Genomic DNA, 12,726 nt, shown 5'->3' with positions numbered 1-12,726 from the left:
ATTATAGGAAACAAATATGTCTTATCCATTTCGTCTTACTAATAAAGCTATAAGAATATTAGACTTACATTCTGTAGAGGAAGCTAAGAGATTAAATCATGATATGCTTACTCCGGAACATGTTTTATTAGGAATATTTCATGAAACAGATTCAATAGTTGTTAATGTTTTAAACAAATTAAAAATAGATATAGAAAAGATAAAATTTGATATAGAATCTTCTATGGTAAAATCTACAAGCAATACTAAATTGTTTGGTAAAATACCGCCGTCTCCTCGTATTCAGCATTTAATAAGCAGAGCGGCAGAAGAGGCTAAGACATTGGGTGATAATTGTATAAGTACAGAGCATTTGCTTCTTGGAATTTTAAAAGAGGAAAATGGTATAGCATATAATGTGCTTACTGGATATAATTTAGATTTAAAAACATTAAGACAAGAGATGATGAGAATTAGAGGGAAGTCTGGCTCTTCATCAAATATTTCTGAGGCTATTTCAAACAATATACAAGAAGATAATACAGCAAGAACTCCTACTTTAGATAAATTTGCACGTGATTTAACTAAAATGGCAAGAGAAAAGGCATTGGATAGGGTGATTGGCAGAGAAAATGAGGTAATGAGAGTTGTACAGATACTTTCAAGAAGAAAGAAAAATAATCCTATACTCTTAGGAGAGCCGGGGGTTGGTAAGACTGCTATAGTTGAGGGGTTGGCAGAAAAGATTGTTTCTACTGATGTGCCTGATATATTATTAAAAAAGAGAGTTTTGAGTTTAGATTTATCTTCTGTTGTTGCGGGTACTAAATATAGAGGTGAGTTTGAAGAGAGAATAAAAAACATAGTAATGGAGATAAAAAAAGTTGGCAATATTATAATATTTATAGATGAACTTCATACTTTAATTGGGGCTGGCGGAGCAGAGGGAGCTTTAGATGCTGCTAATATGCTTAAGCCTGCACTTTCTCGCGGAGAGATTCAATGTATTGGTGCAACTACTATAAATGAATATAAAAAGTATATAGAAAAAGATGGTGCTTTGGTGAGAAGATTTCAGCCTATAAATGTTGAAGAGCCTTCTATTGAGGACACTATAGAAATATTAAATGGAATAAAATCTAAATATGAAGAGCATCATAAAGTAAAATATACTGATGGGGCTATTTATGCTTCTGCTGTATTAAGTAAAAGATATATATTTGAAAGACATTTGCCGGATAAGGCTATAGATTTAATTGATGAGGCAGGTTCAAGAGCAAGACTTATGAACATGGTTAAGCCTCAGGAATTAAAAGATTTAGAAAACAAAATAAAAGAGCTTAATCAAGAAAAAGAGACTGTTGTAAAAAATCAGATTTTTGAAGAGGCAGTTAAATTAAGAGATACTATAAAATCTTTACAAGAGGAATTGGATAAAAAAGAAGCTGAGTGGAGAAGCGAGAGAGACAAAACAGAAACAATTATTAATGAAGATGATATAAGACATGTAATATCAGAGATTACAAATATACCGGTAAAAAGATTATTAGATTCTGAGAGTAAAAGACTTATTGGTATGGAAGATGAACTTCATAGTAAGATAGTGGGGCAGAAGGAGGCTATATCATCTATATCAAAGGCTATAAGAAGAGCGAGAGCAGGTTTAAAAAGCACTAAAAAACCGCTTGGAAGTTTTATATTTTTAGGTCCTACTGGTGTTGGTAAAACAGCTTTAGCTAAGGTTCTTTCAGAGTTTATGTTTGGTGACAGCGATGCTCTTATAAGAATAGATATGAGTGAGTTTATGGAGAAGTTTGCAGTAAGCAGACTTATTGGAGCTCCTCCCGGATATGTTGGCTATGAAGAGGGAGGCGGACTTACAGAGAAGGTGAGAAGAAAACCTTATTCTTTAATACTTTTTGATGAGATAGAAAAAGCTCATCCAGACATCACAAACATACTTTTGCAGGTGCTTGAAGAGGGACAGCTTACGGATAACTTTGGAAGAAAGGTTGATTTCTCTAATACTATAATTATTATAACAAGCAACTTGGGGGCAAGGGATATTGTTAAGGGAACTTCTTTAGGGTTTAATGCTATTGGAAGTGAAAAAGATATTAATGATATGAAGAACTTTGCTATGGAAGAATTAAAGCAGAATTTCAATCCTGAGTTTTTAAATAGAATAGATGATATTATAGTATTCCACACTCTTACAAAAGAAGATTTAAAAGATATTATAGAGATTATGCTTAGAGAGTTGAATGAAGCTATAAAAGATAGAAATATTTTTATAAGTTTAACTGATGAAGCAAAAAACTATATAATAGATAAAGGCTTTGACAAAAAGTATGGTGCGAGAAGTTTAAGAAGAGCTATACAAAAAGAGGTAGAAGATTATATTAGTACAGAGATACTTTTTGGGCACATTGAAGATGGCGATAATGTTAATGTTGATTCTGATGGGCAGTCGCTGCTATTTAATGTTGAAAAGGTAAAGACCTACAGAGAAAATGAGGTAGAAGAGCTATCTAAGAGTTGATTGTTAAGAGCTCCAAATATTAATTTATTTGGGGCTTTTTTATAGGATATTAATTATATTTAGATAAATAATTTTTGTTTATTTTTATATTTTGTATACGTTTAGAAAAAAGTAAAAGTTTTGATTTTATATGTTAAGAATAGGTATAAAATAATGGTTTTATTTTGATATATATAAATTTGAACTTCGTTAAAATGCAGTTCTTTTGCTTCTTTTATATCAATAAAAGAAGTGGGGGTATGGGGGCAAAGCCACCACAAATAAAAAATAAATCTAATATATTTTTTATTATCAAACTAAAATAATTTTATGAGGTATATATGATTGATAAAAAAATTGATGTGTTTGAGAACTACCCTGTTTATAAGGCATTAATTACATTAGCACTGCCCACAATACTCGGAATGCTTGTGAATGTGTTTTATAATATGGTTGATACATTTTTTGTAGGAAAAACTAATAACCCTAATCAAGTTGCTGCTGTTTCTTTAACTATGCCTATATATTTGGTTCTTATGTCTTTTGGTTCTATATATGGTATAGGTGGGGCTTCATATATATCCAGATGTTTAGGCTCTAAGAATTATGACAAAGCTAAAAAGGTTTCATCTTTTGTTTTTTATGCGAGTGTTGTTACTGGTTTGGTGTGTATGATAATATTTTTTGTGTTTTTAGAAAATATATTAAAATTATCTGGAGCTAGTTCTAACACTTATAGTTTTGCTAAGGATTATTTGCTTATAGTTGCCATTGGTGCTATATTTGTGGTTTGTCAAATGTCTATGGGGCAGGTTGTACGTTCTGAGGGGGCTTCTAAGGAGGCTATGTTTGGCATGGTGCTTGGTACTGTAATAAATATTATACTTGACCCTATAATGATACTTTATATGAATATGGGAGTTGCGGGTGCTGCTTTGGCTACTATAATAGGAAATGCTTGTTCTTTTTTCTATTATACTTTTTATATACTCAAAAAAAGCACTTTTCTTTCTATAAAGATAAAAGATTTTTTAATAAGCAATGATATATTGAGCAATGTATTTTCTATTGGTTTTCCTGTTTTTATGAACAATGTTCTTATAAGTGTGGCGAATATTTTGATTAACAATTTTGCTTCGAGGTATAATGATAATGTGGTTGCTGGGCTTGGAGTTTCTCAAAGAATATTTACTCTTGTACTATTAGTGTTTATAGGTTTAGGACAGGGTGTACAGCCTTTTATAGGGTATAATTTCGCATCAAAAAATTATAAGAGAATGAATGCTTCTATAAAGCTTTCTTGCTTGATTAGTTTCATTTCTGGTGTTTTATTTTTAGTATTTGCCTTTATATTTTCTAAAGATTTAATTAGAATATTTATAGATAATGATGAGGTTATAGAGTATGGTTCTAAGTTTTTAATAGCGGCTTATTCTGTAGCACCTTTCATAGGTTTTCAATTTATATTTATGTCTACATTTCAGGCATTAGGAAAGGCTTTGCCGTCTTTAATACTTTCTATATGCAGACAGGGTATAGCATTTGTGCCTGCTATATACATAGGTACTAAGTTTTTTGGTATAAACGGTATAATATGGTCTCAGCCTATAGCAGATATTGCTTCTATACTTTTATCGGCTATAATGTATATTTGTATATATAAAAGAGTTAAAAAGAAGTCATTGGATATTATATAAGTGTTTTTTGTATAAATTTTTGTATAATCGAAAGAATAAATTTGACAAAGTATATAATATTTTATATCCTAATATATAGAGGTATATAAAAAATGGATAATCTTAATCAATTAATAGATCATACTATATTAAAGGCAGATGCTACTATAGATGATATAAGAAAATTATGTATAGAAGCTAAGGAACATAATTTTTATTCTGTATGTGTTAATTCAGCTTATGTAAATGTTGCATATAATTTTGTTTTGCATTCAAATGTTAAAGTTTGCTCGGTTGTTGGTTTTCCGCTTGGGGCGATGATTAAAGAGGCTAAGGCTTATGAAGCTAAGTTTGCCATAGATAGTGGTGCTGATGAAATAGACATGGTTGCGAATATTGGTTTTTTAAAGAGCAAAAAGATAGATTTATTTGAAAGGGACATTAAAAAAGTAAGAGATGCTTGTCATGCTGCTGTGCTTAAAGTTATTATAGAGACTTGCCTTTTAACTGATGATGAAAAAATATTAGCTTGTAAGATAGCTAAAGAGTTTGGGGCAGATTTCGTTAAGACTTCCACTGGTTTTTCTACAGGAGGAGCTACAGAGCATGATATTGAACTAATGAGAAAAGCTGTTGGAGATGATGTAGGAGTTAAGGCTTCTGGAGGCATAAAAACTTATGAAGATGCTATAAAAATGATAAATGCAGGAGCTAATAGAATAGGTACAAGCAATGGTGTAACTATAATGAAATCTTTAAAATAATTTTCAATATTTTTAATAAAATAAAAATCAAGGATTATTGTAAATGGAATATAGAGAGCCTAAAGCATTCTATGATGAGGAAGCCTTTAACAAAGGTTTATTGCAGTATCATATAAAATTAAAAAAAGGTGATGTTGCAAGATATGTTTTACTTCCGGGGGATCCTAAGAGAGTTGAGTATATAGCAAGCTTTTTAGATGATGTAAAGTTTAAAGCTGACTATAGAGAATATGTTACAGTTACTGGAAAATATAGAAATGTAGATGTAAGTGTAACTTCAACAGGAATAGGAGGGCCTTCTGCTTCTATAGCTATGGAAGAGCTTATAAGAGTTGGAGCTGATACTTTTATTCGCGTTGGTACAGGAGGCGGGCTTAGTTTAAAAGTGAAACCCGGAGATTTAGCCATTGCTCAGGCTGCCATAAAAGATGAGGGAACTTCTTTAGAATACATACCATTTGAATATCCTGCTATTGCTAATACGGATATAGTGTTTGCTTTGAGAGATGCAGCAAAATTAAGAAAAAATAATTATCATATAGGTGTTGTTCATAGTAAAGATTGTTTTTATGGGGAATTAGAACCAGAGAATTCTTTTTTTAGAGAGAGGTTTGAAAACAATCTTAAATATTATACATTATGCGGGGCTATAGTTTCAGAGATGGAATGTGCGGCACTTTTTTCTTGTGCGGCTATTAGAAATGTGAGAGCTGGCGGAATTATGCATGTTGTAGAGAACACTATGATAGAGAGAATGGGTACGCATTTAGATTATTCTTCAAATATAGATAATATGATTTTAACTGCGTTAGAAGCTATAGTATTATTAGAAAAGAGAGGGTAATATATTTTATGTCTAATACAAAAAATGCTTTGCCGAAACCTTTTTTTAAAGATGATGAGAATTTAGTTCATCATTTAAAACTAAAAAAGGGTGATGTTGGAAGGTATGTTATAATGCCCGGAGACCCTAAAAGGTGTGTAAAGATAGCAAAAAGGTTTGAAAATGCTAAATTAGTGGCAGATTTTAGGGAATATGTTACTTATACTGGTTATATAAATGGAGTTAAAGTTTCTACTACTTCGCATGGTATAGGAGGACCTTCTACTGCTATAGCATTAGAGGAACTTATAAAGGTTGGGGCTGATACTTTTATAAGGGTTGGTACTTGCGGCGGAATGAATATGAATGTACTTCCCGGAGATGTTGTAATAGTGAGCGGTGCTATAAAGGTAGGTGGTACAATGAGAAACTATATACCTAATGAGTTTCCTTGTGTGCCGAATATAGATGTATTAGATGCTATGATTAATGCTTCAAAAAAAATAAATATAAAAACTCATACTGGTATTGTTCATTGTAAAGATGCTTTTTATGCACAGCATGCTCCAGAGAGTATGGCGGTTGATAAAGAGCTTTTATATAAATGGGAATCATATATAAAGGCTGGCTGCTTGGCTTCAGAGATGGAGTCTGCTGCACTTTTTGCTGTTGGGGCTTCTAAGGGAGTGAGAACGGGGGCTTCTATGCTTGTGCTTCATAATCAAGAGAGAATAAAAAATGGTATAGATGACCCAAAAAATTATACCGGAGAAGAGGCTATAGACTTGGTTATAGAATCTATTAAGGTTTTGATAAACAATGATAAAAATATTCTTTAAGTTTAATTGTAACATATAAAAATTAAGGAGAATATATGAAAAAGCTATTATGTTTATTAATTTTTTCTATTTTATTTTTAATGTCTTGCGTTGGAGGAAATAAGTCCAATGATTTTGAAATAGCACTTTTAATAGATTTAGGAACTGTAGATGATAAATCTTTTAACCAAGGGTCTTGGGAAGGTGTACAGGAATATGCCCAACAAAATAATATAAAATACAAATATTATAAAGTGGCAGATAAAGATATAGATTCTTATCTTAATACGATAGAGCTTGCTGCTAAGGGAGGTGTAAAATTGATTGTTACTCCAGGATATATGTTTGAACCTGCTATTTATAAGGCACAGGATATATATACTAATATTAATTTTATATTGATAGATGGTGTTCCTCAAGACGGTACTTATACTGATTATAGAACTGCTGATAACACAGTGTCTATTTTATATGCTGAGGAGGAGGCTGGTTTTTTGGCTGGTTATGCTGCTGTTAAAGACGGATATACAAATTTAGGAGTTATGGGAGGGGTTGCTCATCCTGCTGTTGTGAGATTTGGATATGGTTTTGTACAGGGGGCAGATTATGCTGCTAAGGAGATGAATTTAGCCAAAAATAGTATTAACATAATATATACATATGTTGGCAATTATGATGCTACACCAGAAAATCAAACACTTGCTACTTCTTGGTATAGAAATGGGGTAGAGGTGATATTTGCTCCTGCAGGCGGTGCTGCTTATTCTGTGATGAGTGCTGCTGAGCAGAATAATGGTTTTGTTGTGGGTGTAGATGTTGATCAGAGTTTTGAATCGGGTTCTGTTATTACTTCTTCTATGAAAAATATTAAGGGTTCTGTTTATGATGCTGTAGCTTCATATTATAACAATACTTTTGAAGGCGGAAAGAATTTAACTTTAGATGCTAAGGTTAATGGTGTGGGTCTTCCTATGGAAACTTCAAAGTTCAGGAATTTTACTAAAGAAAATTATGATAAGATATATAATGAGTTGGTAGAAGGTAATATAAAAATATTAAAAGATACTGATGCTAATAGCCCTGATGCATTGCCTTTAACTATAGTAAAGGTAAATTATGTTAAATAATTAGGCTTTAATAAAAATTAAGCAATAAATATTCTACAAAAAAATAGGAGAAAATATGAAAAAACTTTTATGTTTATTAATTTCTGCTGTGATATTATCTTGCGGCGGCGGCGGTAAAGGCTATGAACTAGCTTTGATTACTGATGTTGGTACTATAGATGATAGATCTTTTAACCAAGGGTCTTGGGAAGGTTTGAAGAAATATGCAGAGGAGAAAAATATCTCTCATAAATATTATCAGCCTGCAGAAAAATCTACAGATGCATATATTAATGCTATAGATTTAGCTGTTGCTGGTAAGGCTCAAGTTATAGTAACACCTGGATTTTTATTTGAGCCTGCTGTATATAAAGCACAAGATACTCACCCTGATGTAAAGTTTATACTTTTAGACGGTGCTCCTCAAGATGGTACTTATACAGATTTTAGAATAGAAAAGAATGTTTATTCTGTATTTTATGCAGAAGAGCAAGCTGGTTTCTTAGCTGGTTATGCTATAGTAAAAGAAGGATACACTAATTTAGGTGTTATGGCTGGTATGGCTGTACCTGCTGTTATAAGATTTGGTTATGGTTTTGTACAAGGTGCTGAATATGCAGCTCAGGAATTAGGATTGCCAAGCGGAAGTATTAAAATGAATTACACTTATGTTGGAAACTTTAATCCTACTCCAGAAAACCAAACACTTGCTACTTCTTGGTATCAAAGCGGCGTACAAGTAATATTTGCTCCTGCAGGCGGTGCTGGAAACTCTGCTATGGCTGCTGCTGAACAAAACAATGGTCTTGTTATAGGGGTTGATGTTGATCAAAGTGCTGAGTCTAAAACTGTTATCACTTCTGCTGTAAAAATGCTTGGTGGCTCTGTTTATGATGCTATAGATGCTTATTATAATAACAATTTCCCTGGCGGACAATCTGTTGTACTTGATGCTAAAGTTAATGGTATTGGTCTTCCTATGGAAACTTCAAGATTTAAAAACTTCACTAAAGATGAATATGATGTTATATATCAAAAATTAGTTGCTGGAAGTATTAATATTCTTAAAGATACTGATGCAGATTCTGTTAATAAGCTTCCTCTAAATATTGTTAAAGTTAATTTTATACAATAATAATAAGTTTTGATTATAAATGGGATACCTTTTGATGAGGTATCCCTTATTTTAGGAGGTAAATATTGTGGATTATGTAGTTGAGATGTTAGGTATCACTAAGAGGTTTAAAGGAATAGTAGCTAATGATAATATTACCATACAATTAAAAAAAGGTGAGATACATGCTTTGCTTGGAGAGAATGGGGCAGGCAAATCTACACTTATGAGCGTGCTTTTTGGGCTTTATAAACAAGAAGAGGGTATTATTAAAGTTAATGGAAAAGAAGTTAATATTGATAACCCTAACACGGCAAATGCTTTAGGTATTGGTATGGTGCATCAGCATTTTAAGCTTGTTCATAATTTTACTGCTTTAGAAAACATTATGCTTGGTGTGGAGACTGTAAAAAATGGGGTGCTTCAAGTAGATGATGCCAGAAAAAAGGTTATGGAATTAAGTAAGACTTATGGGCTTGAAATTTATCCTGATGCTATTATTAGTGATTTAACAGTTGGAATGCAGCAGAGAGTAGAAATATTAAAAATGCTCTACAGAGATAATGAAATACTTATATTTGATGAGCCTACCGCAGTGCTTACTCCTCATGAAATTGAAGAGCTTATGAAGATAATGAAGTCTTTAACAAAGGAAGGGAAGTCTATACTCTTTATTACTCATAAATTGAATGAAATTAAAGAGGTCGCTGATAGATGTTCGGTGCTTCGCAAAGGAAAATATATAGGCACTATTGATGTGAAGACTACTACAAAAGAAGAAATGTCTGAGATGATGGTTGGAAGAAAGGTTGCTTTGGTAGTAGAAAAAACTTTAGCTAAGCCGAAAGATATAATATTATCAGTTAAAGATTTGAATGTTAAATCTCCGCATAGTGAAAAGAATATAGTAAAAAATGTTTCTTTTGATGTACGTGCGGGTGAGATAGTATGTATTGCTGGTATTGATGGAAATGGTCAAACTGAGCTTATACATGCTTTAACAGGCCTTATGGAAATGTCTAGCGGAAGTATTAGTTTAAATGGCAAAGACATTACTAATTTATCTATAAGAAAAAAAACATTAAGCGGTATAGGGCATATTCCTGAGGATAGGCATAAACATGGACTTGTACTTGATTATACTCTTGCTGAAAATACTATACTTCAAACTTATTTTACTGATAGATTTCAAAAAAATGGATTTTTAAAATTTAAAGATATTGAAGATTATGCTAATGTACTTATAAAAAGATTTGATATAAGAAGTGCGGAAGGAGCTAAAACTTTTGCAAGGAGTATGTCTGGAGGAAATCAGCAGAAGGTAATAATAGCGAGAGAGATAGATAGAAATCCTGATTTACTTATAGCGGTTCAGCCTACGAGGGGACTGGATGTCGGAGCTATTGAATATATACATAAAGAATTAATAGCACAGAGAGACAGCGGTAAGGCGGTGCTTCTTGTATCATTAGAGCTTGATGAGGTTATGAATTTGAGTGATAGGATACTTGTTATATATGAAGGCGAAATTGTAGCTAATATGCTAAATAAAGATATAACTATTAATGAGTTAGGCTTATATATGGCTGGTTCTAAAAGGAGTGCTTAATGAGCAGTAATTTAAAAGATAAATTGGCAAATGTTTTAGAGAAAGAGGGATTTATAAATGTATTTTCTTCTTTTCTTGCTATTATTATAGGCTTACTTTTAGGGCTTATAATACTTCTTGTAAGTAATGTAGGAGATGCTTTTCCTGCTTTTATGACTATACTTTCCGGCGGTTTTTCTGGAGGTACAAGAGGCATAGGTCAGGTTATATATACGGCTACTCCTTTAATATTAACGGGACTTTCTGTTGGTTTTGCTTTTAAGAATGGTCTTTTTAATATAGGAGCTCCCGGTCAATTTATTATAGGGGCTTATGTGGCTGTATTGGTTGCAATAAAATGCACGTTCTTACCTCCTGCAATTCACTGGATTGTTGCTTTAATTGCATCTTTTATAGCTGGCGGTTTATGGGCTTATTTACCCGGACTTCTTAAAGCAAGATTTAATGTTAATGAAGTTATTTCAAGCATTATGATGAATTATATTGGTATGTATCTTGCTAATTATTTGGTTACTTTAACTGTTTATGATATGCTAAAAAATCAATCGCAAAATATTCCTACTTCAGCTGCATTACCAGGCATGGGATTAGATGTATTATTTAGAGGTTCTAGTGCAAATGGCGGTTTTTTTGTGGCTGTAATAGTTGTTATTATAGTTTACATAATACTTTCTAAAACTACATTTGGTTTCGAGCTTAAAGCTTGCGGATTAAACAAAGATGCGAGCAGATATGCAGGAATTAATGAAAAAAGAAATATTGTACTTTCTATGGTGATAGCTGGAGCTTTAGCTGGACTTGGAGGCGGTCTTCTTTACTTGTCTGGTATTGGTAAGCATATTGAGGTTGTTGATGTGCTTGCTGAAGAGGGCTTTATGGGTATACCTATTGCATTACTTGGGCTTTCTCATCCTATAGGTATTTTAATTGCTGGGCTTTTTATTGCTCATATTACAGTAGGTGGATTTTATATGCAGGTTTATGATTTTACCCCTGAGATAATAGAGATGATTATTGCTTCTATCATTTATTTTAGTGCTTTTGCTTTGCTTTTTAAATCTATTGTTGGATTTATATCTAAAAAGATAAACAAAAACCAAGAAACAAATGCTAATGAGTAAAAGATATATAAATAAAAAAAGGAGTTTTCAATGGATACAATTTATTTTTTAGTACAGCAGACTATGTTCTTTTCTATACCTCTTTTACTTGTTGCTTTGGGGGGAATGTTTTCTGAGAGGAGCGGAGTTGTTAATATTGCTCTTGAAGGCATAATGATAATAGGAGCTTTTGCGGGCATATTTTTTATAAGCAGGCTTGGGGCAAATTTCCCTCCTACTGTTACATTATTTTTGGCTATGATTATATCTGCTTTGGCAGGAATTATATTTTCGCTTTTTCATGCATACGCTGCTATTAATATGAGTGCCGATCAAGTTATTAGCGGTACTGCTTTAAATATATTTGCTCCTGCTTTTGCTATATATGTTACAAGGGCTATACAAACTGTTCAGCAAATAAGTTTCGTTAATAATTTTAGAATAGAGTCTGTACCTATACTTGGAAGTATTCCTATTATTGGAAATTTATTATTTAAAAATACTTATATAACAACTTATATAGGTTTTATAATACTAGCTTTATCTTGGTTTATGCTTTATAAAACAAGATTTGGTCTTAGACTTAGAAGCTGCGGAGAGCACCCTCAGGCTGCTGATTCTGTAGGTATTAATGTTTATAAGATAAGATATATTGGAGTTGCTATATCTGGTGCTTTGGGCGGGCTTGGAGGATTAGTGTTTGTTATACCTACTTCTACAAACTTTAATGCTACTGTTGCCGGATATGGATTTTTAGCTTTAGCAGTACTCATATTCGGTCAATGGAAACCTATTAAAATACTTTATGCGGCATTTTTCTTTGGGCTTATGAAAACGCTCGCTTCAGCATATTCTGGTATACCTTTACTTGCTAATTTGCCTATATCAAACAGCATTTATAAAATGATACCTTATATTGCTACTTTAATTGTGCTTTCATTTACATCTAAAACTTCTCAAGCTCCTAAGGCTTCTGGTATACCTTATGATAAGAGTGTAAGATAAAAATATAATTAATTATATATAAAATAAAAAAAATTGTTTAATTATTATAAAATATTATAAAATTATTTGACAAAATTATAAAAATATAATACAATTCTCTATATGAATATAAAAAATAACTTAATAATGTTGAACATCGCATCGCATCGCATCGCATCGCATCGCATCGCATCGCATCGCATCGCATCGCATCGCATCGCATCGCATCGCA

10 protein-coding genes are annotated in these 12,726 nt (G+C 32.3%); all 10 read left to right on the top strand.

The genetic code is table 11. The features are described from left to right. The first annotated feature begins 16 nt into the window (after positions 1-16). The 10 genes from Q0H31_RS06170 to Q0H31_RS06125 all read left to right on the top strand — a co-directional run bounded on the left by Q0H31_RS06170 (position 17) and on the right by Q0H31_RS06125 (position 12,515). The gene (locus tag Q0H31_RS06170; RefSeq protein WP_295296397.1) at positions 17-2,521 is read left to right on the top strand and encodes an ATP-dependent Clp protease ATP-binding subunit; all 2,505 of its coding nucleotides are present in this window, start codon (positions 17-19) and stop codon (positions 2,519-2,521) included. A 320-nt stretch (positions 2,522-2,841) separates the two neighbouring features. After that, a complete protein-coding gene (locus Q0H31_RS06165; protein WP_295296395.1) occupies positions 2,842-4,197 on the top strand; it encodes an MATE family efflux transporter in 1,356 nt (451 codons plus the stop codon). Between the two features lie 92 nt (positions 4,198-4,289). Then, positions 4,290-4,940 carry a deoxyribose-phosphate aldolase gene (gene deoC, locus Q0H31_RS06160; protein ID WP_295296393.1) on the top strand — a complete coding sequence of 217 codons (651 nt, stop codon included), beginning with the start codon at positions 4,290-4,292 and terminating at the stop codon, positions 4,938-4,940. Between the two features lie 43 nt (positions 4,941-4,983). Next, positions 4,984-5,784, top strand: a complete 801-nt coding sequence (locus Q0H31_RS06155; protein WP_295296391.1) for a nucleoside phosphorylase — start codon at positions 4,984-4,986, stop codon at positions 5,782-5,784. Positions 5,785-5,792: 8 nt separating this feature from the next. Next, the gene (locus tag Q0H31_RS06150; protein WP_295296389.1) at positions 5,793-6,602 is read left to right on the top strand and encodes a nucleoside phosphorylase; all 810 of its coding nucleotides are present in this window, start codon (positions 5,793-5,795) and stop codon (positions 6,600-6,602) included. A gap of 35 nt (positions 6,603-6,637) precedes the next feature. Next, positions 6,638-7,708: a BMP family ABC transporter substrate-binding protein gene (locus tag Q0H31_RS06145; protein WP_295296387.1), complete on the top strand. Its 1,071-nt coding sequence runs from the start codon at positions 6,638-6,640 to the stop codon at positions 7,706-7,708. Between the two features lie 55 nt (positions 7,709-7,763). Further along, positions 7,764-8,822, top strand: a complete 1,059-nt coding sequence (locus tag Q0H31_RS06140; RefSeq protein WP_295296384.1) for a BMP family ABC transporter substrate-binding protein — start codon at positions 7,764-7,766, stop codon at positions 8,820-8,822. 67 nt (positions 8,823-8,889) lie between these two features. Further along, positions 8,890-10,410, top strand: a complete 1,521-nt coding sequence (locus Q0H31_RS06135) for an ABC transporter ATP-binding protein (protein ID WP_366938208.1) — start codon at positions 8,890-8,892, stop codon at positions 10,408-10,410. Continuing rightward, a complete protein-coding gene (locus tag Q0H31_RS06130) occupies positions 10,410-11,531 on the top strand; it encodes an ABC transporter permease (RefSeq protein ID WP_295296382.1) in 1,122 nt (373 codons plus the stop codon). The genes Q0H31_RS06135 and Q0H31_RS06130 overlap by 1 nt, the downstream gene beginning before the upstream one ends. Before the next feature lie 30 nt (positions 11,532-11,561). Beyond that, positions 11,562-12,515, top strand: coding sequence for an ABC transporter permease (locus Q0H31_RS06125; RefSeq protein ID WP_295296380.1), 954 nt, complete (start codon positions 11,562-11,564; stop codon positions 12,513-12,515). The last annotated feature ends 211 nt before the right edge of the window (positions 12,516-12,726 follow it).

The organism is uncultured Brachyspira sp., from assembly GCF_934747485.1.
In the GTDB taxonomy this organism is placed as follows: domain Bacteria; phylum Spirochaetota; class Brachyspiria; order Brachyspirales; family Brachyspiraceae; genus Brachyspira.
This window is presented reverse-complemented; position numbering and strand designations above follow the sequence as displayed.

Excerpts from the sequence above, each read along its gene's own strand:
- Q0H31_RS06165 (WP_295296395.1), top strand. The coding sequence starts at position 2,842 with ATGATTGATAAAAAAATTGATGTGTTTGAGAACTACCCTGTTTATAAG.
- Q0H31_RS06130 (WP_295296382.1), top strand. The coding sequence starts at position 10,410 with ATGAGCAGTAATTTAAAAGATAAATTGGCAAATGTTTTAGAGAAAGAG.
- Q0H31_RS06150 (WP_295296389.1), top strand. The coding sequence starts at position 5,793 with ATGTCTAATACAAAAAATGCTTTGCCGAAACCTTTTTTTAAAGATGAT.
- Q0H31_RS06145 (WP_295296387.1), top strand. The coding sequence starts at position 6,638 with ATGAAAAAGCTATTATGTTTATTAATTTTTTCTATTTTATTTTTAATG.
- Q0H31_RS06155 (WP_295296391.1), top strand. The coding sequence starts at position 4,984 with ATGGAATATAGAGAGCCTAAAGCATTCTATGATGAGGAAGCCTTTAAC.
- deoC (WP_295296393.1), top strand. The coding sequence starts at position 4,290 with ATGGATAATCTTAATCAATTAATAGATCATACTATATTAAAGGCAGAT.
- Q0H31_RS06125 (WP_295296380.1), top strand. The coding sequence starts at position 11,562 with ATGGATACAATTTATTTTTTAGTACAGCAGACTATGTTCTTTTCTATA.
- Q0H31_RS06170 (WP_295296397.1), top strand. The coding sequence starts at position 17 with ATGTCTTATCCATTTCGTCTTACTAATAAAGCTATAAGAATATTAGAC.
- Q0H31_RS06140 (WP_295296384.1), top strand. The coding sequence starts at position 7,764 with ATGAAAAAACTTTTATGTTTATTAATTTCTGCTGTGATATTATCTTGC.